The following is a 26,454-nucleotide window of genomic DNA, read 5'->3' as shown; positions in this document are numbered from 1 at the left end:
GTTACCTCGCCACTGCGGGCAGCCCATCCAGCCATCTCGCCAATGCAGAGCGGAATTGCTCCTGCTCATTCGGCGCGCTGGTTAGCCAGGTTAGCGTTTTGCGCGCCGGCACTTTCTCATAGGCTTCCGGCTTGTCCTGCGGCAGCTCGCTACTACGCTCTGCGGTCCAATAAAACCACAACGATGGAATCAGGATGCTCCCGGCGGCGGAGGAGGTTTGCCAGCGGTCGCTCACCAGCCAATGCGCCGGAACAAGGTGCGCGCGCGCGTCGCTGAAGATCGCCAGAGTGGGAGATGCGAGCGGCTGTTCGAGGACGACGCCGGCAAGATCGGGATGCGCTGCGGCGGTTTCAATTGCGAGATTCGCGCCGAGATCTTTACCGACTAGGATGATGGCATTGACCGGAATATGCCGGGTACCGGTGAGGTAGCTGATCGCCGAATCGGCGTCTTCGCGCCACCGTGCTTCACTGGGATGCACAAAGCGGCTCTGCCCATATCCGCGATAGTCAAAGCCAAAAATATTCAGCCCGGATGCGTGCAGTCGCGCAAGTGCGTCGACTGTGTCGCCAAGGTTGCCGTCGGCTCCATGGAGATAGATCGCGGTATAGCGCGCTTGGGTCGAAGAGGGAAGCCACCAGCCGCGCAATTGCGGATCGCCGGCTGAGTTCGTGGCGAATCCGACGGAGTCGAAGGGGAGATTCACGCTGGCGGGCGTGCGGGTCACGGCGGAAGTGGGATGGTAGAGCAACTGCCAGTTTCCCTGCCAGAAGAGGAAGCACAACGTGCCCCAGGCGCAGAACAGCGCACCGGCGAGTGCCATCGCGATGGCGTTCAACAGCCATTTTGCGGATACAGTGGGCCGCGCGGAAGCGCTGCTGCCATAGGAACGCAGGTTGGCGGACCGCGCAGCGGGGGATGTGCGGCCTTTTTGCTTCGACTTGGCTTTGCTCATCTTCACTTGCTCACAGGTGGCGCTACAGGTTTATGCTAATTGGGCCATCGCGGTCACGGCGAGGCGCTCAGCAGCGGACGGGAGAGATGACCATGTCGGAGTTTGTGCGAATTTGTTCTGAGGGCGAGCTGCCTCCGGCGGGCGCGTTGCAGGAGTTCACCTTTGCCGGCCGCACCCTGTGTGTGGCCAACGTGCACGGAAAGATATGCGTTCTCGATGGAACCTGTCCGCACGAGGGCGGCCCGCTTGCCGAAGGATCCATCGAAGGAGGCAAGGTTGTTTGCCCGTGGCATGCGTACGCGTTCGATCCCTGCACCGGCGAAAACGAAGAAGATCCAGAGGTGAGGGCAATCGCGATAGAGTCCAAGATCGAAGAGGGCGAGCTTCGCGGCAAGCTCTGACTCAGGCGGAAAGGATTGCAACGGAAAACAGGCGGAACCGGCGCGGCATCGTTCTCTGATGATGCCACACCCGCAGCGCCTACTTCTTCTTCGCAGGAACCTTCTTGCCTTCTTTGCGCGCTTCGGAAAGGCCGATAGCGATGGCCTGTCTCCGACTGGTGACCTTCTTGCCGCTGCGGCCCGATTTCAGCTTGCCCTCTTTCATCGCGCGCATCTCTCGTTCGACATCCTTGCCGGCGGAGGGAGAGTATTTGCGGCCGGATGATTTTCTCGAACTGGATTTCTTTGCTGCGGAAGTGCGCGTGCTTTTTGCGGCGGACTTTCTTTTGGTTGCCTTCTTCGTTGCCATTACTATCCTCCTCGGAGGTCAGATGACACCGGCCTTGGGGCAAGTTGTATGTAACCGATTTGATGTGCGGCTCGATGCGCGGAATCTGTCCCGCTACACGACGCGGCGAATTCCCGGCACGCGCACCAGCGGATCGGCGACGAGCCACGTTGAAATGCACGTAAGTGTACCGGTGGCGGCGAACTTGAGGAGCGCGGGTGCGGCCCATGGATGCAATAGCAGGCTGATGCCGACAAGCACGGGTGGATGGATGATGTAGACGGCGTAAGCACGGCGGTTAAGCCACGACCAGAAATGCGAGTGCTTGTTCATGCAGGCGCGCGCGACCAATAGCCATGCGGCGATGAGGCCCCACGCGACAAAGGGGTCCCAGAAGGCATAGAAGATTGCGGGCCAGGTGAGACCGCCGCCGAAGTTGGCTTTGCCAGGGCCAAAGACGCGCATAGAGACCACAATGCTGATCGGCAATAGTGGCCACGCGGCCATGAGCGTGAAGATCCACGGGCGTGCGTTCTTCGATGAAAGCTGGCGGAGCCAGTCGTAACGCCACGCGGCGATACCTATAGCGAAGAGAAAAATGTACGGTGCAAAATAGCCGAGTTGCAGGCCGATGATGTTTTTGCCGGTTGGAACGAATTGCCGGATGGCAAGGCTGACTGCGCCAACGATCAAGGCGCTCATCAGCCAGCGCGCGTAAGAAGGAACTGGCGATGGCGTGCGCTCCGATTGTGCAAGCGGCGAACCTGCAACCGCGCGCCATGCGCAATAGCCGAGGCAGAACATGAGCAGCGCCTGTGCGAACCAGAGCGGGCCGTTGATGATGATGACGTGATTCCAAAGATACGGGAACACCTTCCAGAAGCCTTTGCCTTTGTGGGCTGCGACCATGGCTGCGGTCAGTGGACCAAGAACGAAGATGAAGGCGAGGAGCGGTAGCCCCAGCCGCAGAAAGCGATCGCCGAGAAAACGCGCGTAACCTTTGCGTTCGAGTGAGGCAGGCGTGAAGTAGCCGGCTAGCAGAAAGAAAAAGCCCATGAAGTAAGCTTGGTTGGTGGCGACGAAGAGCGTAAGCAGAATGCTCGGAAGTTTGCCCGATGGGTGTTGTTCGTAGTAGAACCATCCGCCCGCGGCGCCATAGGTGATGGCGGTGTGGTGCAGCAGAACAAATACCGTCATCACGGTGCGCAGGCGATCGATGTAGAACTCGCGCGCTGGCGCTCGGTGAGTAACGGCGGTTGGCGGCCCAAGTGCTTGGACGGTTAATGTATCCGTGGTTCCAGGCATGTTTCATGATACGGAATTTAGCGCAATATCGTTCACGAAAGCCGATGTTGCAGAATCCCAGGTCTCAGAATCGAGACCTGGGACACCCAGCTCATTTAGAGATACAAGGATGACACCTCTTAATCCAACAACTTTCAGGTAGAGTGACTAGTACTTCACGATGGCGGTGAAGGAATCGGGTTTGAGGCTGGCGCCGCCTACTAATGCGCCGTCGATCTCTTCCTGGCCGCAGAGCGCGGTGGCGTTGTCAGGCTTCACGCTGCCGCCGTACAGGATGCGCATCTTCGCAGCGACATCGGCGCCGAGCAGCCTGGCGACTTCGGCACGGATGATTTTGTGCGCGTCGACGGCCATCTCGGGCGTTGCGGTTTTGCCGGTGCCGATGGCCCAGACAGGCTCGTAGGCGATGACGATGGGCGCGGCGGCCTGGGGCGTGATGCCCGCGAAGGCGCCGGTGACCTGCCTCTTGAGCACTTGTTCAGTCTTGCCCGCATCGCGCTCGGCAAGAACTTCGCCGACGCAGACGATTGGAATGATGTGGTGCTTGAGCGCGGTGTGGAGCTTTTTGTTGACGATCTCGTCGGTCTCGGCGAAGTACTGCCGGCGCTCGGAGTGGCCGATCAGGGTATGCGTTCCGCCGACGGCGATGAGCTGGCCGACGGAGGTTTCTCCGGTGTAGGCGCCCTCTTCAGCGAAGTGCATGTTCTGGCAGCCGACGGCGACATTGGAACCTTTGGCAGCGGCGACTACGGTGGGAAGAAGAACGGGCGATGGGAAAATGGCGATCTCATCGCGGGTGTGCCCGGCAACAAGCGGCAAAAATGCATCGACAAACGCCTTGGCTTCGGCCGGCGTCTTGTACATCTTCCAATTGGCGGCAATCAGTTTCTTGCGAGACATTGTGTATGGAGTCCTCAAGGTAATTTTATCGGAAGGAGACTGACACACAGGGTGACATGGAACACAACGGGATGCGAGTTTTGGCGCAGCGTATCGATATGCAACCGAATGGTTGCGCGTACCCCTCCCCCCCCATATTTGAACGAAAGTGCGAGATTCTAAAAAGGTTAGGATTGCGGTGCCGCGCTAAATTATTCCTGGTATTGAACTTAGCGAGCAAATAATCCTATGCAAAGGGCTTACGGCGGTTCCGCTCCGATTTCCGACCTGGAACTTATCGTGCGACACTTCGGGGCGCATTGCCTTCCAGGCGATTCTCGTCCCCTGGGTTCACGCTGGGCTATTTTCGGGGTGTTCCTCTGGGACGCGCCGGCCGTCGTTTCAGAGGCAGGCTCTTTCATCACTCTCCATGATAGTGATCAGCGCGAAATTACCTGCAAATCCGGCGGAAGTTTTTCCTGATTGCTTTGTTGGATTTGGAGGGGAAATGCGGCCGGATGGGGTTGACATCTTATGGGGGTGAACCTTTGCTGCGCGATGGGAGAGCCGGGTTTGGGAAAAAGCCAACAGAGAATCGCGTCAGATTTGCGGGCCGGATTGGCGGATCACGGTAAGGTCGAAGGGCATCTCGCCGCTCAGAAATGCCTCGCGATGGTCGGGGTCGCCAAGGTCCATTTTGAAGTGGTGCCAGGTGCCGTCCTGCAGGACCCCCATGTTCCACGGGCCGGTGACGGAGTCGGAGAATTGCCAGACGATATGAAAGCCCTCCTCGTTGGTGAATCCCTCATTGTCGGCCTGGAGAATGGCGTCGCCGCGCTCCCAGAGGTGCGAACGCAGGGCGTGGAGGGCGTTGCCGCCGTCATCGGTTTCCGAGCCCTGCAGGTGCTGGAAGGCGTAGACGGTTTTGACCTCTGCCAGAAACTCATGCAACCACGCGACGCCGGTTTCCGGTTTGCAGTCCTGGGTTTCTTCGAAGAAGTCGGCAACCTCGTCCTGACCGATGGAGCCGTTGCTCACATGGTTCCGTTCGAGGACGGCGACTTCGACTTCGTCGTTGCCGGAGAGCAGGAGGGATTCCCATTCTTCTTCGGTGCCTTCTTCGACGGTGAGCTTGTAGTCGGGATGAGTGGAGCGGATGAAATCCGCGAGCTCTTCGAAGGGAGGGAATTCGGCGTCTTTGGAAAGGACTCGCGTGTAGTAGGACACGGGGTTTCTCCGGCGGGAACAGAGGCTCGTTCCAGACTTCAGTCTAATCGGTCGCGGCCGGCACGTCGCATCGCACGCGCGGCCCTCGACCCTACGACGTCGCGAGCGCGGTGCAGGCGTTTGGATTTCTTATGGAGGACATCGAATCTGCGTTGGCCAGTGCATTGGCTGCTGCGGCGGAGAGTGGGCGGCCGAGCAGAAAGCCCTGCGCCTGGTCACAGCCGGCTTTTTTAAGGGTCTGCGCTTGTGCCTGTGTCTCCACACCCTCGGCGGTGATGGTGACGCCGAGTGTTTTTCCCAGGGCCATGATCGTATTCACGATGGCAGCCGCTTTGGGTTCGGTCTCCATCTCGCTCACAAACGATCGATCGATCTTTACAGTGTCGAAAGGGAATTTCCAGAGATAGGCCAGGCTTGAATAGCCTGTTCCGAAGTCATCCAGAGCAATGGAAACACCCAATCCACGAAGGCGTGCCAGTTGATCGAGCACGCAATCCGTATCCTGAATCCACACACTCTCGGTCACTTCCAGTTCGAGGCGCTGAGGATCGAGTCCCGAGGTCCTTAACGCCTTATCGACGACGGAAACGATGTCGCCGTGATGGAACTGAACCGGAGAGAGATTCACAGCAATCTTCAGAGGGTTTTTCCAGTTGGCGGCTGTTTGGCACGCGGTTTCGAGCACCCATTCCCCGACGAGGTTGATCAGGCCGGAATCTTCCATGACTGGTATGAAAGCTGCGGGAGATTGCGGACTCCAGCCTTCAGGCCAGCGTAAAAGGGCCTCGAACCCCAGAATATTATCGCCGTGAAGACTGTGGAAGGGCTGATATGCCAGTTGAAATGAGCCTGTTGTCAATGCCTGCCGGATGTCCGTTTCGATCTGGCGACGTTCGCGAATCTTTGCATCCATCCCGGGCTCGAAAAAGCTAACGGAACTACGGCCCTCGGCTTTTGATTTATAGAGGGCAGCGTCCGCGCAGGCGATGAGCGTCTCGAAGTCTTCCGCGTCGGGGGGCGAGACGGCCACGCCGATGCTCGCTCCACATGCCAATGCCGTACCACCAACATCGTGGGATTCAGATAGCACTGCAATAAGACGGTCGGCGAGAATTCTTGCACCGCTAGGCTGCGCTATGCCAACTTGCAGAACGACGAACTCATCGCCTCCAAACCGCGCCACCGAATCCTCTTCTCGAATTGACGATTTGAGGCGCGTGGCGACGGCCTTCAATACTTCATCGCCGGCGGCGTGACCGAAGCTATCGTTAATGTCTTTGAATCGATCCAGATCGATCATCAAGGCCGCAACTTGGCGCTTGTTGCGACGATTCCAAGCCAATGCGCTTTTTGCCAGGTCGTTCAGGCGGTGTCGATTCATGATTCCAGTAAGTGCGTCGTGTTCGGATCGGAATTGGGCTTCCGCCCGGGCATCGCTGATGGCGCGCATCTGGCTATAGACAAGGTATCCGGGCAGCCCGGCTGCAAAGATTACGAGGATGGCAATGATGCCTTCTGTAAGGAAAAGGGATTTCTGATAGAGGACCTTGTTGTCACTCTGATCGAGGAATACATCAAAGACGCCGATGACAGACCCATTTCGCTTGACAGGTATGAAGGATTCAACGAAAAACGGAACGTTCTGCGGGGGACCACCCTCGTGCACTTCATTGACAATGGATCCCGAGGCCACGGCATTGGCTGTTCGCTTCTCGCTGAAGACGATCGGCGAGCCGGTAGATTTTAGCCGCTCGGATTTGTAAACAAGATTTCCAGCCGTGTCCCAGATCCGAAATCTGTAGATGTCCCCGACCTGAGTGGCCTCGTCCAGGAGGTGCTTTGTCTGAACGCTGGGAGTGGCGTCGGGGAACAAGGTCAAGACATCAGGATTTCTTGCCACCAGCATGGATACCCATGCGCTCGATGTATCCTGCGCATCTTCACGCAGCATCTTCATCAGGAGGGAATGGCAAAACGACATTCCTCCAATCACGGGGATCGCGATACAGACCGCGATAATCGCGAGTCTTCCGCTGTCCGAGTTCAGAAACCGAATGAAGCGACGTTGCATAGCTAACTCCGGCGACTTAGCGCAGGGATGCCTGGCTGAATTTTCTTCTTGTCTTCCTTATCGGTAAATCGAACGCGGACGTGATTCTTCTCGAGCGGGAAGCGAACGGAGGGAGGGCCCTGACCTTCCGTGTGATTTGATTCGGGAGAAGGACGGAGATCACGAAATGGGTTGGCCTTTGAGAAGGCAGGCATCCCGCGTGTGCATCGCGGCCTTAGGCGAAGACGTCATGCGTGGAAGCGCATGTGGGGATGCACTTTGTGTGCATTCCGCTCATCCTTGGGTGGCGCGGAGAGCGCGGTGGATACGAAGACGGCGCCCACAATCGCAATCGTCAGCAGCAGGGCAGGCATCAGAAACAGCAGAGCCTCGGCGTGCGCGTCATAGATGTAAGGAAGTGTTCCGTGGACTTTGTTTGCCGTAAGCCAGACCAGCGCAACGATGATGCCCGAACCACCGATTGTGAGCAGCGCTGCGCCGACAGCAATAAGAATCTGACGGGTCATGGGGTTACCCCCCTTGAGAGATGCCGCTTGCGCACCATCCCGCACCGACACCTCTGTTTGGTAAAGAATTATGGACCTGTTCGGGTGAGCCGAAAGTGATGGGGGATACGGGTCGAGAGGGTTCGTGGTATCCCACCCTAAACGCATAAGGCGCGTTTAGGATGGGGATGGCCCTCCGCACGTGGAGAAACTCAGAATTGACAGCCTGCAACACTGTCGCGGATACTGCGATCTGCGCATGTAGGAAGCAACGGCAGAACGCCGAAGGGCAATGCCCACCTACGATCCCATCGTGGAGGTCTACATGCCCAGTCTTGAAAATCTCAGAAAGCAGGCCAAGCTCGTCTTGCGGTGGCACCGCGAGGGGCACTATCCGGTGGCCGCCCAGATCCGCGGGCTGCTGCCTCGATTTGCAAACATGCCCGACGCCGAGATTCTCGCCGCGCGGTTCAAGCTTAGCGATGCGCAGGAGATGGTGGCGCGGGAGCAGGGGTTCGCTAGCTGGCAGGCGCTGAAAGATGGTGTTTCGAATACGCCGTCGGGTGTGAAACCATCACCGGCAAAAGCGAAGATCGTGTGTGCAGAGCCGCAACTGTTTGTAGCGGACATCGACAGATCGTGCAAGTTTTTTCGCGAGCAGTTGGGATTCACGGTTGTGTTCAGTTACGGCGAGCCACCTTACTATGCGCAGGTGGCTCGCGACGCGACGCGGCTGAATCTGAGGTGCGTTGAGCGGGAGCTAATCGCGTCGACGGCTCGCGAGCGGGAGCAATTGTTATCGGCTTCGATGACGGTGGCGTCCTCGGAGGAGATCAAGCTGCTGTTTCTTGAGTTTAAGGCGGCGGGCGTTGCGTTTCAGCAGACCCTGAAGAAGCAGCCATGGGGCGCGAGGAATTTCGTCGTCAGGGATCCGGACGGGAATCTGCTGCTGTTTGCCGGACCTGCATAGCCAGCATCGGCCGTCCCAGGTCTCAGAAGAGGGACCTGGGGCACCCAGTGTGGTTGGTTGTGGAGAATTACTTGTTGGTCAGGGCTTCGACGCCGGGGAGTTTTTTGCCTTCGAGGAACTCGAGGCTGGCGCCGCCGCCTGTGGAGATGTGGGTGATCTGGTCGGCTACGCCAGCCTGGTTGATGGCCGATACGGAGTCGCCGCCGCCGATGATGGAGATGGCAGTCTTGTTGGCGGCAACGGCGTGGGCGATGGCGTTTGTGCCGACGGCGAAGCGCGGAAATTCGAAGACGCCGGCAGGGCCGTTCCAGACGATGGTGCGGGCGCGGGAGACGATGTCTTCAATTGCTGCAACCGACTTGGGGCCGATGTCGAGGCCTTGCCAGTGGGCGGGGAAGTCTTTGGAGGTGTCCCACGGCTGGGTCTTGGCGTCAGGCGTGAAGCTGTCGGCGAGAATGTTGTCGACCGGGAGCAGGAGTTCCACGCCCTTGGCCTTCGCTTTTTCAAGGGCTGCTTTGGCCATGTCGATCTTGTCTTCTTCGACGAGCGACTTGCCGGTGGCCACGCCGAGAGCGCGCTGGAAGGTGTAGGCCATGCCGCCGACGATGACCAGCGTGTCGACCTTGTCGAGCAGGTTGTCGATGACGTCGATTTTGCCGGAGATCTTGGAGCCGCCGATGATGGCGACGAAGGGTTTTTCCGGCGCTTCAAGGGCCTTGCCGAGATAGGTGATTTCCTTCTCCATCAGGAGGCCGGCGACGGCGGGCTTGAGAAAGTGCGTGATGCCTTCAGTCGATGCATGGGCGCGATGGGCGGAGCCGAAGGCGTCGTTGACGTAGATCTCGGCCAGCGAGGCCAGGGCTTTGGAGAAGGCCGGATCGTTGGCTTCCTCTTCGGGGTGGAAGCGGAGGTTCTCAAGCAGGAGAACCTGGCGCGATTCGAGCTGGCGCGCCATCTCTTCGGCGATTTCGCCAACGCAGTCGGGTGCGAATGCCACATTGACGGACTCGCCGAGCTGCTTGTCGAGCAGCTCGCGGAGGCGATCGACGACGGGGCGTAGCGAGTACTTCGGATTCGGTTTGCCCTTGGGCCGGCCGAGGTGCGAAGCGAGGATGACCTTGGCGTGACGGCGCAGTGCGTACTCGATGGTGGGCAGGGTGGCCACGATGCGAGTGTCGTCGGTGATTTCCTTGCCGTCTTCGGAAAGCGGCACGTTGAAATCGACACGGATGAAGACGTGCTTGTTTTTGAGTTCGAGGTCGCGTATGGAGAGCTTGGACATGGGGTTTTCCTTCAGGGATCAGGGATCAGGGCTCAGAGAGGACTGCGTCCATCTCGATTTCGATGCGCCAATTTGGATTGAGCAGGGCGGCGACTACGACCATGGTGGCGGCGGGACGGATGTTGCCGAAGAACTCGCCGTGGACGCGGCCTACGGATTCCCAGTCTTCAACGCGGGTGAGATACATGCGGGTGCGGACTACGTCCTGGAAGGATGCGCCGGCTTCGGCGAGAGCTTCTTCTGCGATGGCGAAGACGCGGCGGGTTTGCCCGGTCGCATCCAGGTCATCCGCGCCAACCGGCCCTGTGCCCGATAAGTGAACTCCGTTCCCCACGCGCACAGCGCGCGAGAAACCGATGATGGGTTCGTAAGGGGAAGTGCCTGGAATATTTTTGCGCATGATTTTTTCGGATTTATTCCTTCGACTTCATCTTCCTTACTTTCTTCCAACGTCGATAACTGGGGAGGCACCGCCGCCGATAAAGAACGTGCAAGTGGTCCCATGCGCGCACACATCTCGCTGCATTTTGATTCTCTCCAGTTGCAGGAACTGGTCCGGGGAAAGTTGCATGGCCTGGCGGTATGCGTTATCGGCTGCGGCCCTGCTCTGTTCAGCCGCCTTGCGCTGGTCCTCGGCGAGTTTCGTCTGTTGTTCGGTAATTGCCCGTTGCTCCTGAGCGGCTGTTTCGATTCTTTGATTCTTGATGGCGTCCGGAGGGTTTACCCGTCCGACGTTGATTGCTGAAAAGAGAATCGGCACCCCGGTTTGCTGGACAATCTTAATCGCCGCCGTTGAGACTTCCGTTCCAACGGCGTCTGCCGCAGTTTGTGAGATCGCCATCTCCTGCATATCCCTTTTTTTCACAGCATCCCGAACCGCCGTCCGTAACGGCTGGTCCACCGTGCGCTGCCAAAATCCCCAGTTTCCCTTTTCGTCGGTATCGGCTCCGTATTTGCTCACCAGCTTCACTGGATCGGTGATCGTAAACGTAGCTACAACGTGGAAGTTGACCGGAACGCCACTGCTGGTCATCATGTCATCAAATTCCATATCCACGCGCTGAGGGAGCATGTTGACATCGACCGCAGTGCTGGTCATAGCCCCGAACTCGCGCCCTGGCTGAACAGGGGTTGGGTCCACACCACCATGGCCGAAGAAAATAGGCTTTTCCACCCATACTGCTTCGTGGCCCGCATCAGGTGCGGCCACACTGCATCCCGCCATCCCGAAAACGAGAGCAGTAGCAAATACCAAAGTAAGAACCGTTCTCATCGTTCCTGTTTCCCCGGCGCCGCAGCGTTCCCCACCGCCGGATGTGGTTCCATGCACAGGAGCTAAAGTGATAGTTCCCATTTTTCAGGGGTAGGGTCAGGGGCAAAGGATCAAAAAACGATCCCTAGTCCCTAATCCCTATTCCCTGTTTTTACAGCCCTTTCTTCGCCAGGAAGCCGACGAGGTCGACTACGCGGTTGGAGTAGCCCCACTCGTTGTCGTACCAGCTGAGGACCTTGACGCTCTGGCCGACGACCTTGGTGAGAGGCGCATCGACGATGGAACTGCGCTTGTCACCCTTGAAGTCCGAGCTGACCAGCAGGTTCGAATCGACGCCCAGAATGCCCTTGAGTTCGCCCTTTGAGGCGGTAACAAAGGCGGCGTTCAGCGCTTCGACGGTGGTGGGCTTCTCGGCGATGTAGGTCAGGTCGACGATGGAGACGTTGGGTGTTGGGACGCGGATGGCGAAGCCGTCGAGCTTGCCGGCAGTCTCAGGAATGACCAGCTTGAGAGCCTTGGCAGCGCCGGTGGAGCTGGGAATCATGTTGAGGGCGGCGGCGCGTGCACGGCGGAGGTCCTTGTGCGGGAAGTCGAGGATGACCTGGTCGTTGGTGTAGCTGTGAATGGTGGTCATGATGCCGCTGACCAGCCCGGTGGTCTCCAGAATGACCTTGACGACCGGCGCCAGACAGTTGGTGGTGCAACTGGCATTGGAGATGATGTTGTGCCTGGCCGGATCGTACTTGTTTTCGTTGACGCCGAGGACGAGGGTGATGTCTTCGTTGGTGGCGGGAGCGGAGATGATGACCTTTTTCACGGTCGTGCCGAGGTGTGCCCTGGCCTTGGTGGCGTCGGTAAAGTGGCCGGTGGACTCAATGACGATCTGCGCGCCGACTTCAGCCCAGTGCAACTTGGCGGGATCGCGCTCGGCCCAGACCTTGATCTTTTTGCCGTCGACCGAGATGTAGTCGTCGCCGGCGGAGATTTCGTTTTTAAGATTGCCGAGAATCGAGTCGTACTTGAGCAGATGGGCAAGAGTTGCCGGGCTGGTCAAGTCGTTTACAGCAACAAAATCGATCTCTGGATTGCCGAGGGCGGCGCGCAAAACGTTGCGGCCAATACGGCCAAAGCCGTTGATGCCAACCTTCACTGCCATGCGTATTCTCCTTCGTTATGGGTAAGTCTTCTTAGAGTTTCGAGTGATGTCATGCGGCGGGTCTAAGACGCGCACTGAGCAATTCCACCAAACTCATCAGGCTAACACTGTTGTCGACCAGAACCAAATGAACGCTCCGCGAATTGTGATCCGGTACCGATCCACCGCACAAAACGACCCCACCCATAGGGTTCCCGCTTCCCGCCTGTTTGAGGGACTTCCCGTACCAAAATGCGCTCAACGCTAGTTTGTGGGTTCAGGTATGGGGCTGTATGTGACGGACGCCACCCGCCAACAATCGCATTGGCACGGCTGCGGGGAAGTACGCACCTCTTGTTGTGTTCTAAGTGACCTCGCGCATGATACGTGTTTTGCTGTGTTTGCAGTGGCTCCGGTCGGTGTGGTATCCCGGTAGTGAAGGTGCAGAAAGCGGAATGAGAAGACGCCCCCGTCGCAGCGTAAATAATTCAGAATCCACAGGCAAAATCGGCCAGGAACTGCCGCAGAATCAGCCCCGCCCGTTGGTGCCGCTCTATCCGGACGAATCGTTGCCAGGTGAGTCGCGGTCTGCGCGACCGCCGGCTGCGGCTCAAGAGACGCGCGTGCAGCGGCCCCCGGGTGCGGTTTCAGAGGCTCGCACACAACGGCCAGCCGCTGCGCCACCCCATGAGCCACGCGCCCCTCGGCCGCCGAGCCAACCGAAACGTTCCGCTCCGCCGGAGTGGAATGAGCCGGCCGGATCAGGACGCCTGGAAATGGAAACCCAGCCGGAGACGCCATCGGTTCCGCCGGCAGAGGCGCAGGCAGCCAGCCGCTCGCCGCAAGCTCCGAAGGGCTACGTCGTGCTGGCTATCGGGCTGCCGGGTTCGGGCAAGACCACGTGGTTTCGCCGCCGCGGTGTTACTCCGCTGTCGAGCGACCTGCTGCGCAACATTCTCTTTGACGATGTGGAGGAGCAGCGCTACCAGGGGCTCGTGTTTTCGACGCTACGCTCGCTATTAAGAGCCAGGTTGATTGCCAAGATGCCTTGGAACTACGTGGACGCAACGAACCTGTCGACGCATGAAAGACGCCAGTGGATCAAGATGGCCAAGAGCTTTGGATACGAGACACAGGCGGTATTCTTTGATGTTCCACTTGAAGTTTGTCTCGACCGCAACCGGCAGCGGGACCGGTCAGTCAGCGAAGACGTGATGCGCAAGATGGCCGAGAAGCTGAAGGCACCCGCGTTCGAAGAGGGCTTTGAAAAGATCACGGTGGTGAGGGTGAAGAGCGCAGGGTAAACGGCATTGTCATTGTTTCCGTGGAGTGAGTGATGTCGAGTTGGCTTGATGGTCTATTCACCGAACGGAATTTGCTGATACTTCTTTGCGGGATTTGCCTGCTCGGATTCGTGACCGTCATTAAGATCCTGGTTGTCGTTGGCGATACGATGTTGGATCGCCTTTCCGAGATACGCGATTCCTTAACGGAAAGCATCTCTGATGGAATTCGGGCCGCCGAAAGTGGAAGGAAAAGGGACCTAGATGATGAGATAGAGGCTGAATGTGGCCCTGGTCCCGAACAGTTCGCGCGGTGGAAGCAGAAAAATCAAGAGACAGGTAAACCCAAACCTTGATTTTTGAGACCATGTCGAGTATGCCGGACCAACAAACCACGATCACCTGTCTAGCTTCGGTGGAAAAAGCTGTAGAGGAGTTGTATGACGAATTTAACGGCGAAGCGATGTGGTGGCGCGGACATGCTATTGAATCTTGGAAAATCATGGCGGGCGCATTCCGGCCCTCGCGGCAGAGCGGGAAGTATAATGAGTACGCTCTTATCAGCCATTTCAAAACACGCGCTCTGGGTATGCTAGGTCATCGCCCGCGGCCAACTTCGGAAATCGAATGGCTATTTCTCGCGCAGCACTATGGGCTCCCGACAAGGCTATTGGATTGGACCGAGAATCCACTTGTTGCGCTCTTCTTTGCTCTTGGCCAAGATGCAGGGGGCGCGACGAATGCTGACGCATGCCTGTGGGCAATGTCGCCGAGTCAGCTAAACCTCTCGCTTTCATGCCCAGCCAAACCCGGCGAGGCGCAACTCGGTCTTGTGGGTTCCGATGAACGCGTTGTGCAGGCTATGGCAAAGCAAGCTTTTGGATACAAAAATGAAGCAATAAAGGGGTTTCTTTCCTTCGATCCTTCGTTGCTTCCAAAAGCGCTTGCGATCGAATCGCCGGAGATGGATGCCAGAATCGTAGCGCAATCTGGCCGATTCACTCTCCACGGGTGCGATCGTTCTCTTGAGTCGCTATCGGAGAGCGGCAAATATCTCAGGAAGTTCATCATTCCCGGTTCTGAAAAATCAAAACTGAGGCAGAAACTGGAGTTGATGGGAGTACAACTTTGGAATCTGTTTCCCGACCTCCAGTCGCTTGCCGAGGGACTAAGGAAACACGAATTCACTTCGTCTGATTTGGGCGGGCTAGGTCCGCAAGGGTGAGGAATGCCTGACGCATTGCGATACTTGTCGGGCGAAGAAATCCGCACCGGTGATCGTGTGCGGTTCCATGGGCGTTCAGCCCAGATTGAGTTTGCCGCTGCCGAATTGAGCGATCCTGAGCATGGCTGCTTTGTCCGGCTTTATGGGGGCGGTGTGATGGTGAACGACCTCGCAGTTTCCGGACACACTTTCATACCGGTCGATCAACTCAAAAACTACGAAGACCTGGAACTTGTTGTCCGCGATAACCAGGAGACTTCCCCATGAACACTTCTGCTTCTGTTTCTTATGTTGAGCCTTGGCTTCGCGGCACGCATGCCGATGTGCCCGCGGTTGGCCGTGCCGTGCTTCATGCCTTCGACCTCGCCCTCGATGACATCACGAAATGGACGGAAGGGCTGACCGATCTTGAGGTCCACGCGCAGCCACTCGGCCTGCCTGCGATTTCATTCCACCTGAAGCACATCGCGCGTTCCACGGACCGCCTGCTGACGTATGCGGAGGGCGGCCAAATCTCTGCCGAGCAACTGGCGCTGTTGAAGTCAGAGCAGACAGGGAGTGAGACGCTGGCGGAGTTGCTGGCCGAGGTGGAGACTGCCTTCAGCAACGCCGCCGATCGCGTGCGGGTGCTGGCGAAGGCGGATTTCAACACCTTTCGCGGCGTGGGCCGCAAGCAGTTGCCGACCTCGATCGGCGGCGCGCTTGTGCACGCTGCCGACCACACCCAGCGCCATGTGGGGCAAGTGGTGACGACGGCGAAGGTGCTGAAGGCGCTGCGAAGCTGATAAACAGTAAACGAGGGAATAGAGCAACAAGGGAGAGCCCGGCAAGGGAACGAGGCACGGACCTTGTTTGCGGTGCGGTGGCAGTCAGACTAGAATCCTCGCAACTTCAAAAGCTCACGAGAGGATGCTATGCAAGACTCGCAACCTCGTTTTCTGCCTTTGGCTGCCAAGACCGTGGCGTGCCATTCCATCACGTACATGATCATGGGCGCTCTTGCCTACCACTTCCTGCACTATGCCGACTTTATCAACAATCCTTGTTCAGGAATGCGGCCTGTCACCAGTCTCTGGTTAATTCTTGGAGTGCCGCTGCAGGTGTTGCGCGGAGTGCTGTTCGCGTCAGTCTTTTATCTCTTCCGGGATCGGTTGTTCGGCCGTAAGAACGGCTGGCTGACGATGGCATGGCTGCTGATTGGCATCGGAATACTGGGAACGTTTGCGGCTCCGGCAGGATCGCTGGAAGGATTCATTTACACGACGACGCCGTTTTGGATGCAAGTGCGGGGCTACCTGGAGATCGTGACACAGGCCGTGCTGCTGTCGGTGCTGCTGTGTTATTGGGTGAACAATTCCGGCAAGAGGTGGCTGAACTGGACGCTCGGCATCGCGTACGTGATTTGTGTCGGGCTACCGCTGCTTTCGCTGGTGGCACCGAAACGGTAGGATGCGTCTGTGTTCAGCATTCCGTATCGACACCTTCAGTATGTCGCCATTGAATGGGTTCGCTTCCAAATACCGGCAATTGCGCACGAAAAACCTGTATTACTAAGGCAACCAACTCCAGTCATTGGTTGATGCAATTGCGACCGCTCCTAAGATCAGAATTAAACCGAGGAATAAGAGGATTATCCAAAAGGCTTGAATTCGGTGTCTGTATGCGGAACTCTTCCTTCTTCTTGTTTTCTCTTGCTGGACCATTGTCCTTCCGTCCCACCTAAAAACCGAATTCTCAAATTCGCGGGCCCGCATAGTTGCTATGCAGCGACAATCCAAGCGCGCCGCTTGATCCGATGCAGGCGTGATTACCAAATTCAACAACTCAAAAGTGTAAGCGTTCGGAGGCGGCTCGGCAATAACGTCCAGTTTGCCTCATACCCCATGAGTAACTGACCCGATGTTTGCCGCGAGCTGCCAACGTGTGCCTGCTTTACGGCTTCGAGCGAGCGCTTGCCACCGGAATTTCCGATCACGAATCACCGGCTTCAAACGGTACACTGCTGACCTGTGACCCTCTGGCCCACGAATGGAAGCGATAGCGACCGCCCGGCGTTGCGCGCTTTCATGCCGACGATGGTGCTGCTGGTTTTAGCGGTGCTCATCAACTATGTGGACCGCGGCAACCTAGCGCTGGCCGCGCCGCTGCTTAAGGTTCAGTGGGGCACCACGGCCTCGCAGCTTGGCATTCTGCTTTCCGCATTCTTCTGGACGTACACGGCGCTCCAGTTTGTGATGGGGCTCTTCGTCGACCGCTGGGGTGCGAACCGGATGATGACGCTCGGCTTTCTGGCCTGGTCGCTGGCGACGATTCTTACGGGCGCGGCCATGGGGTTTGGCGCGTTGCTGGTCCTGCGCCTGTTGCTGGGCGTGGGTGAGTCGGTGATGTTTCCGGCAAGTTCGAAAATTCTCGCGCAGCATCTGCCCGAGCACGCTCGCGGGTTCGCCAATGGTTTGATTAACGCTGCGATGCGCTGGGGATCGGCCATTGGCACCTTTGGCGCCGGATTGCTGATGGCGCGCTACGGCTGGCGTTCGGCATTCGTTGCGATCGGAGTTGTGAGTTTAATGTGGTTGCCGGCGTGGCAGCGCTGGAAGGCGCCGGAGGTGCACAGGGCTGCCGATCTGGATGTTGGCGGGGCGCCGGCATTCGCGGCAATTCTGCGGAAGCGCGCTTTCTGGGGCGCAGCTTCAGGGCACTTTTGCGCGAATTACCTGGTGTATTTTCTGATGAGTTGGTTGCCGTACTATCTCGTGCATGAGCGGCATCTGTCGATGGCCGCAATGTCGGTTGCAGCGGGCGCCCTTTGGGTGGTCGATTCGCTCTGTTCCGTTGTAACCGGCACCGTCACCGATATCTGCATTCGACGAGGCACCAGCCCCACGACTGCACGCAAGTGGGCAATGGCGGTGGGATTCTCGCTTGCAGCCGCCTCGCTGGTTGGTTGTGCATTCGCGAGCGAGCGGACATATCTCGCCTGCCTCATCGCTTGCGCCATTGGCAGCGGAACCGCAAACGCGGGTACATTTGCTTTTGCGCAGACGCTTGCCGGACCGCGGGCAGCAGGGAGGTGGGTTGGGCTGCAGAATGGCATCGCGAATCTGGCTGGGGTTACGGGGCCGGCACTATCGGGCTTTCTTGTGGATTGGACGGGACACTTTGCCGCGGCTTTTGCTGTGGCGGCGGTGATTACGATGGGCGGGGCATTTGCGTGGTGCCTGGGAGTTCGCAAACTGGAGCAAGTCGACTTCGGATCGCCGGAATAATGTCGCGAAAAGCAAGAACACGCGGATACACGGCTTGGATCTCAAAGCTGTGCATCCGCAGGGATGAGCTGATAACTGACGGCTGAAAGATGTTCGCGGAGCTATCGGGTTTTCGCTACTTCCTCCACCGTTACCGGATCAAGAAACGGCATGCTGGCGCGGAGTTTCTTGCCGACGATTTCGACGGGGTGTTTGGCTTCGGCTTCGCGGAAGGCCATGAATTCCTTGCGTCCCGAGTTCTGATCGGCGAGGAAGCGCTTGGCAAATTCGCCGTTCTGGATTTCAGTGAGAATGGCCTTCATCGCCTTCCGGCTTTCAGGGTTGATCACGCGGGGTCCGCTGACATAATCGCCCCACTCCGCCGTGTCGGAGATGGAATAGCGCATGTAAGCCAGGCCGCCGCGATAAATCAGGTCGACGATGAGCTTGAGCTCGTGCAGCACTTCGAAGTAGGCGCTCTCGGGTTGATAGCCGGCTTCGACCAGCGTTTCGTAACCCGCCTTGATGAGTGCGCTGACGCCGCCGCAGAGCACGGCCTGCTCGCCGAAGAGATCGGTCTCGGTCTCTTCCTTGAACGTGGTTTCAAGCACACCGGCGCGCGTGCAACCGATGCCCTTGAGGTAGCTGAGATTGAGCGCGTGTGCCTTGCCCGTTGCATCCTGGTGGATGGCGATGAGTCCCGGAACGCCGCCGCCCTCGGTAAAGACTTCGCGGACGCGATGGCCCGGGGCCTTGGGCGCGGCCATGCCCACGTCGATGCCGGTTGCCGGCGAAATAGTTTTGAAGTGAATGTTGAATCCGTGGGCGAAGAGCAGCATTTTGCCGGCAGTGAGATTCGGACCGATCTCGTCGGCATAGAGCTTGGCCGCGGTTTGATCGGGGACGAGAACCATGACGACGTCTGCCCACTTCACGACGTTGGCAACCGTGTCCACTTCAAGGCCCGCTTTTTGCGCCTTGGCGATGGACTTGGAGTTTGGTGCGAGGCCCACTTTCACCTCGACGCCGGAGTCCTTGAGATTCAAAGCGTGGGCGTGTCCCTGCGACCCGTAACCAATGATGGCAACCTTCTTGGCTTGAATAAGGGAAAGGTCAGCGTCGTAATCGTAATAAGTTTTAGCCATGATGATTTTGTTGTTTTCCTTTTCTTTCGAGAGATAGACGGTCGGAGATCAGAGCTCAGAGATCATTGACCGGTGATGATCTTGCATTGTCAGGCCTTGACGAATGTGGTGAGACTGCGCCGTGCGCGCTCGCGCAGCTGGCATTCGCGCAACTGATCCGCGAGAGCTGCCAGGTTGGGGATACCGTAGATCGAAAAGTTTTCAAGTTCGGCATCCGAGGAATACACATGGAGAAACGACTGACCGAGAAGGCGGCTGCCGAGCGGCTCGCGCAGTTCGAAGTGATCGATGCGAAACAGTTCAAGGGATTCCTGAACTTTTGAGAGCCAGCCACGGTTGAGCTTGATGCGCTGCGTCGTGATGGTGTAATGAAGGGCGCGGCTCTGCACGAAGTAGCGTAGAAGAATCGCTCCCCATGCCACGAGTGCCCCCAGGACCACGTAGAGGATATAGGAGGTCTGATTTTCGATGTCGAGGACATAGATGGCAACGCCAGCAAGCACAAGAAGGACGAGAAAAGGCACAATCTGGCCGACGCTATAGATCATCGCCGGGCTCCCGGTGAAGAGCGTCTTCTCGGTTTCAAGGTCTTTAGTGGCCTCGTAGGCGGCGAGGTCGGTGTTGCAGAAGCGGCACTTGAGCGCAACAGCCTTGATGGTTTCGCCGCAAACCGGGCATGGTTTCGTATCTTCGTCCATTGAGCGCTCCTTTCGCGTCACAGTAACAATGCTAAGGCAGGAAGGCGAAGTCAATAGAAATGTTTACGCCGGCTCAATGTCCGCGCCCTCAATCTCTGCCTGGGGTTCATCCTCGGGCAGCGGCTGCTCATCAGGTCCCTTTCCCATTGCCTTGAGCACACCCGAGGTATGATGGCCGCGCCGCATCGTCATTTTGCCACTGCGGCAGATCTCGAGGATGCGTCCATCGTCTTCGCGCAGGACCTCGATCAGGCCTTCGATCTTGCTTTCGACGCCAGTCATCTCGATCATCAGCGATTCAGAGGTAAGGTCGACGATCCGGGCACGAAACACCTCGACAAGGTCGAAGATCTGGGCACGATTGCGCGGCGAGGCAGCCACCTTGATCAGCGCAAGTTCGCGCGTTACATTCGGCGCCTTTGCAATGTCGTCCACATCCACGACATTTTCAAGCTTGAAGAGACTGGCCCGAATGCGATGGCCTGCTTCAGCGGAGGCTTCGCAGACCAGCGTTAGACGCGATAGTCCCGGACGCTCGCTGCGGCCGACGGTGAGTGAGCTGATGTTGATGTTCAACCGCCGAAACAGCGAAGCCACGCGCGTCAGCACGCCCGGCAAATCTTCAACGTAAGCGACAAATGTGTGCAACATGACTAGCCTCTGGTTTTCAGTTGTCAGTTTTCAGTTGTCAGTTATCCGCTTTCATTAAGCCGTCGCGAACACAGGGACGGAAAGAACAACTGAAAACTGACGACTGATAACTGAAAACTCATTTTCTTACTCGTCGTCTGCGGATTCGACGAGTGGGTTTTTGCCGGGGCGGCGAATCATTTCGTGGAGTGCACTGCCGGCTGGAATCATGGGGTATACGGAATCTTCCTTTTCCACCATGAAATTCAGGAGGAACGCTCCCTTGGCCTCGCGCGCTTCTTTCACTGCCTCAGCGAGTTCGGACCGGGTCTTCACCGCACGTCCTGCAATGCCGTGCGCATCGGCCAGCTTTACAAAGTCGGGACTTACCAACGGCGTGGCTTCGTAGTTGCTTTCGTAGAAGAACTCCTGCCATTGGCGCACCATGCCGAGGTAGCCATTATTGATGATGGCGATGTTGATTTTGATCTTTTCCTGCACAATGGTCGACAACTCCGCCGCCGTCATCTGGAATCCGCCATCGCCTGCAATCACCCACACTTCCTTGTCCGGGCACGCCATCTTCGCGCCAATCGCGGCCGGCAGCGCGAACCCCATCGTTCCCAGACCGCCGGACGTCACCAGAGAACGCGGCTTTTCGTGGTGGAAGTATTGCGCCTCCCACATCTGGTGCTGGCCCACATCGGTGACCACAATTGCGTCGCCGCCGGTGATGCGCCACAAGTCATGCATGACGTGCGCAGCGTAAAGATGCCCTGAATCCGGCAGGTTCTTGATGTCGCGCACCGAAACCTGGCCCTTGGTGGATTCGATTGTCTTAAGCCATGCCGCTCCATCCCGTCCCGCAACGCGCGGCAGCAACTCTTCGAGCACCGCGCGCAGGTCGCCCACCAGAGCTACGTCAACTTTTACGTTTTTGTTGACTTCGGCAGGATCGACCTCGATGTGAATCTTCTTCGCCTTCAGCGCATACGTGCTTAGGGACCCGGTCACACGATCGTCAAAGCGCATGCCGCACGCAATCAGCAGATCGGCTTCCTGAATCGAGGTGTTCACCCACGACTCGCCGTGCATACCCATCATTCCCAGGTTCAGCGGATGCGAGGCAGGGAAGTTGCCGAGGCCCAGAAGGGTGAGCGCGACCGGAATCTGCGCACGCTCAGCAAGGGTCTGCACCTGCTCCATCGCGCCTGACTCCGAGACCCCGTGGCCGGCCAGAATCACGGGACGCTTAGCATTCTTGATCAGCTCCGCCGCATGCTTGAGGCCGTTCTCTTCTACGCGCAGCATGGGATGCGGACGATACAGCCGCGCCTTCGCTGCCTCGAAGTCAAAAACAGCCGAGCCCTGCTGCGCGTCCTTCGTGATGTCAACCAGCACCGGCCCCGGTCGCCCACTCTGCGCAATCTGAAATGCGTACCGGATCGCATGGGCGATGTCCTCGGCCTTGTTCACGAGGAAGTTGTGCTTGGTAACCGGCAGCGTAATGCCCGTGATGTCGACTTCCTGAAAGGCATCCGTGCCCAGAACTTTGCTTGAAACGTTGCCCGTGATGCACACCATCGGAATGGAATCGAGCATCGCTGTGGCAATGCCGGTAACGAGATTTGTTGCGCCGGGACCGCTGGTCGCGATGGCAACGCCCACCTTGCCGGAAGCTCGTGAATAGCCGTCGGCCATGTGCGCCGCGCCCTGTTCATGCCGCACAAGGACGTGGTGAATGGGAAACTTGCGCAGCGCGTCATACACGGGCAGAATCGCACCGCCCGGATATCCGAATACCGTGGTCACGCCCTCACCGACCAGTGTTGCCCATACGATCTCTGCGCCTGTCAGGCGCGTCGGCGCGGTGAGGCGGCTCTCCGCGGATGGTGTTTTAGCGTTGCTTCCCATGTTTCTCTCCTTAAGCCTGCGAGTTTCAGTCCGGCTCGTTATTCCTAATCCCTAATCCCTGCTTCTACGTCGTTGCCCCTTGCGACGCGCTCGTCACTCGATCGACATACTTGCGAAACACGCCGGCGGGCCAACGTAGCGCCGGCGGCTTGAACTCCTTCAGGCGCTTCGCCATTTCCTCTGGGCTGATCTCCACATCCAGCGTGCGTTTCTTGATGTCGAATGCGATGATGTCGCCTTCGCGCACCGCCGCAATCGGGCCGCCTACGAATGCCTCCGGCGCTACATGGCCCGCCGTCATTCCTCGCGTCGCCCCACTGAAGCGTCCATCCGTCAGCAGCGCCACCGTCGAACTCAGCTCAGGATGCCCGCTCACCGCCGCCGTTACCTGCAGCATCTCGCGCATGCCTGGACCGCCCTTCGGTCCTTCGTAGCGAATTACCAGCACATCGCCCGGCTTGATTTTGTCGCCCTGCACCGCGGCAAAGCAGTCTTCCTCAGAATCGAACACGCGCGCCGGTCCGCGGTGCTCATAGCGATCCGCAGCGGCAATCTTCATCACGCAGCCTTCGGGTGCCAGGTTGCCTTTCAGAATCACGAGCCCGCCGGTCGCCTTGATCGGATCCTCGAAGGTCTTGATCACCACCTGGCCCGGCGTCTCCACCGCAAGCGCCGCTTCCTCGGCCAATGTGCGACCGCTGATCGTCAGCGTCGATCCGTCCGCGTGCCCCGCGTCGATGAGGCGTTTGGCCAACAGCCGAGAACCACCCGCAGCCTGAAAATGCGAGGCCATGTACTTGCCGGCCGGAACCAGATCACAGATGAACGGCGTCTTCTTTGAAATCGCATCGAAATTGTCTATCGAAAGCTCGATGCCCATCTCGCGCGCAATCGCCAGCAGGTGCAGCACGGCGTTGGTCGAGCCGCCACTGGCCGCCACGCTGGCGATGGTGTTCATGATCGAAGTCTTGGTAATGATTTGCGAAGGGCGGCGGTTTGCGCGCACCGCGTCCATCAGCATGCGACCGGCTTCGCGCGTCGCAGCATGCTTATCCTTCGCCGTCGCGGGAACGCCAGAAAGGTGCATTGGAGAAATGCCAAGCATCTCGCCGCTCATGGCCATCGTGTTCGCCGTGAACTGTCCGCCACACGCGCCTGCGCCCGGGCATGCATTGGCTTCGAGGGCCTCGAGACCGGCAGCGTCAATCTTGCCCGCCGCGTAAGCGCCGATGCCTTCGAAGACGTTCTGAATCGTGATGTCGATCTTTTCGCCGTTGGGGCCGTTCAGCTTGCCCGGAGCAATGGACCCGCCGTAGAGCATCATACCCGGGATATCGAGGCGGCACAGCGCCATGATGATGCCCGGCATGTTCTTGTCGCATCCGCCGATGCCAACCAGGCCATCGAAGAGATTGCCGCGCGCGACCAGTTCGATGGAATCGGCGATCACCTCGCGAGACACCAGGGACGCCTTCATGCCTTGCGTGCCCATCGTGATGCCATCGGAGATGGTGATGGTGTTGAACTCCATGGGCGTGCCGCCGGCTTCGCGAATGCCTTCTTTGAGCGCCTCGGCCACTTCGTGGAGATGCACGTTGCATGTGCCGATCTCGGTCCACGTGTTTGCGATGCCGATAATGGGCTTGTGCAGGTCATCCTTGGCAAATCCTGACCCACGCAAATAAGAACGCGCCGCCGCGCGGCTTGGGCCCTCAGTCAACGGAATGCTTTGTCGCTTACCTTCGATGGTCATATGCTCGCTTCGCTCGCTGGCTTTCAGCTCTCAGCTTTCAGTTTGATTGTGCTGCGATTTAAGTTTGTCTGCACGTTCGGCTTTGTGGTCTCCCACTCATTCCGCAGAAAGCGCGGAATGAATGGGGCACAGATTACTTGGCTTTCAACCATCCTGCCTTGTCGTGCTCCACTTCGTATTTGTCGAGTTCCGCAGCATGGCGCAGGGTGAGGCCAATATCGTCGAGTCCTTCAATAAGGCAGAACTTGCGGAAGGGATCAACTTCAAATGTTGCTTTGAATCCGCGATCGTCCGTCACTGTCTGATCCTCGAGCGAGACGGTCAGCTTGTAATTTGGAATGTTCTTTGCGTTTTGGAGGAGCGTGGCTACCTCTTCCTCGGCTAGCCGCGCCAGCACGATTCCGTTCTTGCCGGCGTTGGAAAAGAAGATGTCGGCGAAGGTTGGTGCAATCACCACGCAAAAGCCGTAATCGCTCAGCGCCCAGGCAGCATGTTCGCGGCTCGATCCACAGGCAAAGTTCTTGCCGGCGATCAGAATCTTTGCGCCCTTATAGCGCGGATCGTTGAGGGAAAAGCTCGGATCGGGATCGCCCGACGCGGTCCGACGCCAGTCGAAGAACAAAAATTCGCCGTAGCCGGTGCGCTCGATGCGCTTCAAAAACTGCTTGGGGATGATTTGGTCCGTATCGACATTGGTGCGATCGAGAGGGGCGGCCAATGCTGTCAGTGTCTTGAACGGTTCCATTAGGCCTTGACCTCCTCGAGAGCAACTTCAGATTTGGGCCAGTTGCGAATGTCGACGAAGTGGCCGGCGATCGCTGCTGCCGCGGCCATCTCCGGCGAGACGAGATGTGTGCGCCCGCCGCGTCCCTGGCGGCCCTCGAAGTTGCGATTGCTGGTGGACGCGCAGCGCTCGCCGGGCGCAAGAATGTCGGGGTTCATGCCGAGGCACATGGAACATCCCGGCTCGCGCCAGTCGAAGCCGGCTTCTTTGAATATCCGGTCGAGGCCTTCTTGTTCTGCCTGCGCCTTTACCTGCTGCGAACCGGGGACCACCATCGCGCTGACATGATTTGAAACTTTGTGCCCTGCAGCAATCTTTGCCGCCGCGCGCAGATCTTCAATGCGCGAATTGGTGCATGACCCGATGAATACGCGATCGATCGAAACTTCAGAAAGTGGAGTCCCAGGCTTCAGGGCCATGTATTCAAGCGCGCGTTCCAATCCCTTCCGTTCCTGCTCGTCCTTTGTCGCCGCAGGATCGGGAACGTTGGCAGTGATCGGAGCCACCATGCCGGGGCTTGTTCCCCAGCTCACGTAGGGAACCAGCGCCGCCGCATCGATCACCAGTTCGCGATCGAACTTTGCACCGGGATCGCTGGGCAGCTTGCTCCACTCGCTTACAGCCGCGTTCCAGGCTTCTCCCTTGGGACTGAATCTGCGGTCTTCGAGGTACGCAAATGTCGTCTCGTCGGGTGCGATCATTCCCGCGCGCGCGCCGGCCTCGATGCTCATGTTGCAGATCGTCATGCGGCCTTCCATCGAGAGAGCGCGAATCGCCGAACCTGCGTACTCAATTACGCATCCCGTCGCGCCGTCGGTGCCGATCTTGCCGATGATGGCGAGAATGATGTCCTTCGCCGTGACGCCCTGGGGCAGCTTGCCTTCGACAGCGATGCGAAAGGTCATCGGCTTCGATTGCGGCAGTGTTTGCGTAGCCAGCACATGTTCTACCTCGCTGGTGCCGATTCCAAATGCCAGCGCGCCGAATGCGCCGTGTGTCGACGTGTGTGAGTCGCCGCAGACAATTGTCATGCCGGGCTTGGTGATGCCGAGTTCCGGGCCGATCACGTGTACGATGCCTTGTTCGCGGCTGTTGACGTCGTAGAGTTCAACGCCAAAGTCGGCGCAGTTCTTGCGTAGCGCGTCGATTTGCGTTGCTGCGATCTGGTCGACGATATGCAGGCGGCCTTCGACGGTCGTGGGCACATTGTGATCGACGGTGGCGATGCATCGGTCGGGGCGGCGGACCTTGCGGCCGGCGAGACGAAGGCCTTCGAAGGCCTGCGGGGACGTGACCTCGTGGAGCAACTGCAGATCGATGTAGATCAGCGTGGGTTCGCCTTTCGGCTCAGCTACTATGTGCTGCTCCCATACTTTCTCGAATAATGTTTTGGGTTCAGAACTCATGGAACTCCCTGTATCTAGAAAAAGCGGTTTGTGCTTTCCCACCCTTGCCGCAAGAAACGC

At 58.2% G+C, this 26,454-nt stretch carries 27 protein-coding genes; 9 read left to right on the top strand and 18 right to left on the bottom strand.

All coding sequences use genetic code 11. The features are described from left to right. Position 1: 1 nt before the first annotated feature. Positions 2-955, bottom strand: coding sequence for an alpha/beta hydrolase (locus tag WCA10_RS07020; RefSeq protein WP_472821794.1), 954 nt, complete (start codon positions 953-955; stop codon positions 2-4). Positions 956-1,047: 92 nt separating this feature from the next. Between WCA10_RS07020 and WCA10_RS07015 the strand changes: the two genes are divergently transcribed. After that, positions 1,048-1,356: a Rieske (2Fe-2S) protein gene (locus WCA10_RS07015; protein ID WP_472821793.1), complete on the top strand. Its 309-nt coding sequence runs from the start codon at positions 1,048-1,050 to the stop codon at positions 1,354-1,356. A gap of 79 nt (positions 1,357-1,435) precedes the next feature. Here WCA10_RS07015 and WCA10_RS07010 read toward each other — a convergent pair whose 3' ends face one another. From WCA10_RS07010 to WCA10_RS06985, 6 genes are all read right to left on the bottom strand, one after another. Continuing rightward, positions 1,436-1,705, bottom strand: coding sequence for a DUF6496 domain-containing protein (locus tag WCA10_RS07010; RefSeq protein ID WP_472821792.1), 270 nt, complete (start codon positions 1,703-1,705; stop codon positions 1,436-1,438). A 93-nt stretch (positions 1,706-1,798) separates the two neighbouring features. Next, on the bottom strand, positions 1,799-2,989 hold the full coding sequence (locus WCA10_RS07005) for an acyltransferase family protein (protein ID WP_472821791.1): 1,191 nt from the start codon (positions 2,987-2,989) through the stop codon (positions 1,799-1,801). 147 nt (positions 2,990-3,136) lie between these two features. Continuing rightward, positions 3,137-3,889 (bottom strand): triose-phosphate isomerase, encoded by a 753-nt coding sequence (gene tpiA, locus WCA10_RS07000; RefSeq protein ID WP_472821790.1) that lies wholly within the window; start codon positions 3,887-3,889, stop codon positions 3,137-3,139. 579 nt (positions 3,890-4,468) lie between these two features. Then, the gene (locus WCA10_RS06995; RefSeq protein WP_472821789.1) at positions 4,469-5,095 is read right to left on the bottom strand and encodes a hypothetical protein; all 627 of its coding nucleotides are present in this window, start codon (positions 5,093-5,095) and stop codon (positions 4,469-4,471) included. A gap of 91 nt (positions 5,096-5,186) precedes the next feature. Continuing rightward, the gene (locus WCA10_RS06990; RefSeq protein WP_472821788.1) at positions 5,187-7,166 is read right to left on the bottom strand and encodes a putative bifunctional diguanylate cyclase/phosphodiesterase; all 1,980 of its coding nucleotides are present in this window, start codon (positions 7,164-7,166) and stop codon (positions 5,187-5,189) included. Positions 7,167-7,393: 227 nt separating this feature from the next. Then, on the bottom strand, positions 7,394-7,672 hold the full coding sequence (locus tag WCA10_RS06985) for a hypothetical protein (RefSeq protein ID WP_472821787.1): 279 nt from the start codon (positions 7,670-7,672) through the stop codon (positions 7,394-7,396). 271 nt (positions 7,673-7,943) lie between these two features. Here WCA10_RS06985 and WCA10_RS06980 point away from each other — a divergent pair, with 271 nt between their 5' ends. Continuing rightward, the gene (locus tag WCA10_RS06980) at positions 7,944-8,621 is read left to right on the top strand and encodes a VOC family protein (RefSeq protein WP_472821786.1); all 678 of its coding nucleotides are present in this window, start codon (positions 7,944-7,946) and stop codon (positions 8,619-8,621) included. A 67-nt stretch (positions 8,622-8,688) separates the two neighbouring features. Here the strand turns inward: WCA10_RS06980 and WCA10_RS06975 are convergent, their stop codons facing one another. From WCA10_RS06975 to gap, 4 genes are all read right to left on the bottom strand, one after another. After that, a complete protein-coding gene (locus WCA10_RS06975) occupies positions 8,689-9,903 on the bottom strand; it encodes a phosphoglycerate kinase (protein WP_472821785.1) in 1,215 nt (404 codons plus the stop codon). 25 nt (positions 9,904-9,928) lie between these two features. Next, complete coding sequence (locus tag WCA10_RS06970; RefSeq protein WP_472821784.1) at positions 9,929-10,303, bottom strand: RidA family protein; 375 nt, start codon at positions 10,301-10,303, stop codon at positions 9,929-9,931. A 36-nt stretch (positions 10,304-10,339) separates the two neighbouring features. Further along, entirely contained in the window at positions 10,340-11,176 is an 837-nt protein-coding gene (locus tag WCA10_RS06965) for an SPFH domain-containing protein (protein WP_472821783.1), read from the bottom strand. Positions 11,177-11,327: 151 nt separating this feature from the next. Continuing rightward, positions 11,328-12,332 carry a type I glyceraldehyde-3-phosphate dehydrogenase gene (gap, locus tag WCA10_RS06960; RefSeq protein WP_472821782.1) on the bottom strand — a complete coding sequence of 335 codons (1,005 nt, stop codon included), beginning with the start codon at positions 12,330-12,332 and terminating at the stop codon, positions 11,328-11,330. Between the two features lie 434 nt (positions 12,333-12,766). On the opposite strand from gap, the gene WCA10_RS06955 reads away from it, so the two are divergent. The 7 genes from WCA10_RS06955 to WCA10_RS06925 all read left to right on the top strand — a co-directional run bounded on the left by WCA10_RS06955 (position 12,767) and on the right by WCA10_RS06925 (position 18,085). Beyond that, positions 12,767-13,615, top strand: a complete 849-nt coding sequence (locus WCA10_RS06955) for an AAA family ATPase (protein WP_472821781.1) — start codon at positions 12,767-12,769, stop codon at positions 13,613-13,615. Positions 13,616-13,647: 32 nt separating this feature from the next. Continuing rightward, positions 13,648-13,950, top strand: a complete 303-nt coding sequence (locus WCA10_RS06950) for a hypothetical protein (RefSeq protein ID WP_472821780.1) — start codon at positions 13,648-13,650, stop codon at positions 13,948-13,950. Next, positions 13,947-14,819: an FRG domain-containing protein gene (locus tag WCA10_RS06945; protein WP_472821779.1), complete on the top strand. Its 873-nt coding sequence runs from the start codon at positions 13,947-13,949 to the stop codon at positions 14,817-14,819. The genes WCA10_RS06950 and WCA10_RS06945 overlap by 4 nt, the downstream gene beginning before the upstream one ends. Positions 14,820-14,822: 3 nt before the next feature. After that, the gene (locus tag WCA10_RS06940; RefSeq protein WP_472821778.1) at positions 14,823-15,086 is read left to right on the top strand and encodes a hypothetical protein; all 264 of its coding nucleotides are present in this window, start codon (positions 14,823-14,825) and stop codon (positions 15,084-15,086) included. After that, complete coding sequence (locus WCA10_RS06935) at positions 15,083-15,604, top strand: DinB family protein (RefSeq protein WP_472821777.1); 522 nt, start codon at positions 15,083-15,085, stop codon at positions 15,602-15,604. Before WCA10_RS06940 ends, WCA10_RS06935 begins: the two co-directional genes overlap by 4 nt. Positions 15,605-15,733: 129 nt before the next feature. Further along, positions 15,734-16,267 carry a hypothetical protein gene (locus tag WCA10_RS06930; protein ID WP_472821776.1) on the top strand — a complete coding sequence of 178 codons (534 nt, stop codon included), beginning with the start codon at positions 15,734-15,736 and terminating at the stop codon, positions 16,265-16,267. A 561-nt stretch (positions 16,268-16,828) separates the two neighbouring features. After that, a complete protein-coding gene (locus tag WCA10_RS06925) occupies positions 16,829-18,085 on the top strand; it encodes an MFS transporter (RefSeq protein WP_472821775.1) in 1,257 nt (418 codons plus the stop codon). A gap of 101 nt (positions 18,086-18,186) precedes the next feature. On the opposite strand, the gene ilvC is transcribed toward WCA10_RS06925, so the two are convergent. From ilvC to leuC, 7 genes are all read right to left on the bottom strand, one after another. Next, entirely contained in the window at positions 18,187-19,209 is a 1,023-nt protein-coding gene (ilvC, locus tag WCA10_RS06920; RefSeq protein ID WP_472821774.1) for a ketol-acid reductoisomerase, read from the bottom strand. Between the two features lie 89 nt (positions 19,210-19,298). After that, on the bottom strand, positions 19,299-19,907 hold the full coding sequence (locus WCA10_RS06915) for a PH domain-containing protein (protein WP_472821773.1): 609 nt from the start codon (positions 19,905-19,907) through the stop codon (positions 19,299-19,301). A gap of 63 nt (positions 19,908-19,970) precedes the next feature. After that, complete coding sequence (ilvN, locus tag WCA10_RS06910) at positions 19,971-20,558, bottom strand: acetolactate synthase small subunit (protein ID WP_472821772.1); 588 nt, start codon at positions 20,556-20,558, stop codon at positions 19,971-19,973. A 126-nt stretch (positions 20,559-20,684) separates the two neighbouring features. Next, positions 20,685-22,451, bottom strand: a complete 1,767-nt coding sequence (gene ilvB, locus WCA10_RS06905) for a biosynthetic-type acetolactate synthase large subunit (RefSeq protein WP_472821771.1) — start codon at positions 22,449-22,451, stop codon at positions 20,685-20,687. A gap of 64 nt (positions 22,452-22,515) precedes the next feature. Further along, positions 22,516-24,204, bottom strand: coding sequence for a dihydroxy-acid dehydratase (ilvD, locus tag WCA10_RS06900; RefSeq protein ID WP_472821770.1), 1,689 nt, complete (start codon positions 24,202-24,204; stop codon positions 22,516-22,518). A 133-nt stretch (positions 24,205-24,337) separates the two neighbouring features. Beyond that, on the bottom strand, positions 24,338-24,949 hold the full coding sequence (leuD, locus tag WCA10_RS06895; RefSeq protein ID WP_472821769.1) for a 3-isopropylmalate dehydratase small subunit: 612 nt from the start codon (positions 24,947-24,949) through the stop codon (positions 24,338-24,340). Further along, positions 24,949-26,394: a 3-isopropylmalate dehydratase large subunit gene (leuC, locus tag WCA10_RS06890; protein ID WP_472821768.1), complete on the bottom strand. Its 1,446-nt coding sequence runs from the start codon at positions 26,392-26,394 to the stop codon at positions 24,949-24,951. The genes leuD and leuC overlap by 1 nt, the downstream gene beginning before the upstream one ends. Between the last annotated feature and the right edge of the window lie 60 nt (positions 26,395-26,454).

The sequence above is a fragment of the Occallatibacter sp. genome, from assembly GCF_049582745.1.
GTDB lineage: Bacteria > Acidobacteriota > Terriglobia > Terriglobales > Acidobacteriaceae > Telmatobacter.
The sequence above is the reverse complement of the archived record's forward strand: the minus strand, read 5'-3'. Positions and strand labels throughout refer to the sequence as shown.

Bases quoted from the DNA above. Each gene is read 5' to 3' on its own strand.
- WCA10_RS06985 (WP_472821787.1), bottom strand. From the start codon at position 7,672: ATGACCCGTCAGATTCTTATTGCTGTCGGCGCAGCGCTGCTCACAATC.
- WCA10_RS06955 (WP_472821781.1), top strand. From the start codon at position 12,767: ATGAGAAGACGCCCCCGTCGCAGCGTAAATAATTCAGAATCCACAGGC.
- WCA10_RS07005 (WP_472821791.1), bottom strand. From the start codon at position 2,989: ATGCCTGGAACCACGGATACATTAACCGTCCAAGCACTTGGGCCGCCA.
- ilvN (WP_472821772.1), bottom strand. From the start codon at position 20,558: ATGTTGCACACATTTGTCGCTTACGTTGAAGATTTGCCGGGCGTGCTG.
- leuD (WP_472821769.1), bottom strand. From the start codon at position 24,949: ATGGAACCGTTCAAGACACTGACAGCATTGGCCGCCCCTCTCGATCGC.
- ilvB (WP_472821771.1), bottom strand. From the start codon at position 22,451: ATGGGAAGCAACGCTAAAACACCATCCGCGGAGAGCCGCCTCACCGCG.
- ilvD (WP_472821770.1), bottom strand. From the start codon at position 24,204: ATGACCATCGAAGGTAAGCGACAAAGCATTCCGTTGACTGAGGGCCCA.
- WCA10_RS06975 (WP_472821785.1), bottom strand. From the start codon at position 9,903: ATGTCCAAGCTCTCCATACGCGACCTCGAACTCAAAAACAAGCACGTC.
- WCA10_RS06915 (WP_472821773.1), bottom strand. From the start codon at position 19,907: ATGGACGAAGATACGAAACCATGCCCGGTTTGCGGCGAAACCATCAAG.
- WCA10_RS07020 (WP_472821794.1), bottom strand. From the start codon at position 955: ATGAGCAAAGCCAAGTCGAAGCAAAAAGGCCGCACATCCCCCGCTGCG.
- WCA10_RS06950 (WP_472821780.1), top strand. From the start codon at position 13,648: ATGTCGAGTTGGCTTGATGGTCTATTCACCGAACGGAATTTGCTGATA.
- WCA10_RS06970 (WP_472821784.1), bottom strand. From the start codon at position 10,303: ATGCGCAAAAATATTCCAGGCACTTCCCCTTACGAACCCATCATCGGT.
- WCA10_RS07015 (WP_472821793.1), top strand. From the start codon at position 1,048: ATGTCGGAGTTTGTGCGAATTTGTTCTGAGGGCGAGCTGCCTCCGGCG.
- WCA10_RS06935 (WP_472821777.1), top strand. From the start codon at position 15,083: ATGAACACTTCTGCTTCTGTTTCTTATGTTGAGCCTTGGCTTCGCGGC.
- tpiA (WP_472821790.1), bottom strand. From the start codon at position 3,889: ATGTCTCGCAAGAAACTGATTGCCGCCAATTGGAAGATGTACAAGACG.
- WCA10_RS06940 (WP_472821778.1), top strand. From the start codon at position 14,823: ATGCCTGACGCATTGCGATACTTGTCGGGCGAAGAAATCCGCACCGGT.
- WCA10_RS06930 (WP_472821776.1), top strand. From the start codon at position 15,734: ATGCAAGACTCGCAACCTCGTTTTCTGCCTTTGGCTGCCAAGACCGTG.
- WCA10_RS06990 (WP_472821788.1), bottom strand. From the start codon at position 7,166: ATGCAACGTCGCTTCATTCGGTTTCTGAACTCGGACAGCGGAAGACTC.
- WCA10_RS06965 (WP_472821783.1), bottom strand. From the start codon at position 11,176: ATGAGAACGGTTCTTACTTTGGTATTTGCTACTGCTCTCGTTTTCGGG.
- leuC (WP_472821768.1), bottom strand. From the start codon at position 26,394: ATGAGTTCTGAACCCAAAACATTATTCGAGAAAGTATGGGAGCAGCAC.
- WCA10_RS06980 (WP_472821786.1), top strand. From the start codon at position 7,944: ATGCCCACCTACGATCCCATCGTGGAGGTCTACATGCCCAGTCTTGAA.
- WCA10_RS07010 (WP_472821792.1), bottom strand. From the start codon at position 1,705: ATGGCAACGAAGAAGGCAACCAAAAGAAAGTCCGCCGCAAAAAGCACG.
- ilvC (WP_472821774.1), bottom strand. From the start codon at position 19,209: ATGGCTAAAACTTATTACGATTACGACGCTGACCTTTCCCTTATTCAA.
- gap (WP_472821782.1), bottom strand. From the start codon at position 12,332: ATGGCAGTGAAGGTTGGCATCAACGGCTTTGGCCGTATTGGCCGCAAC.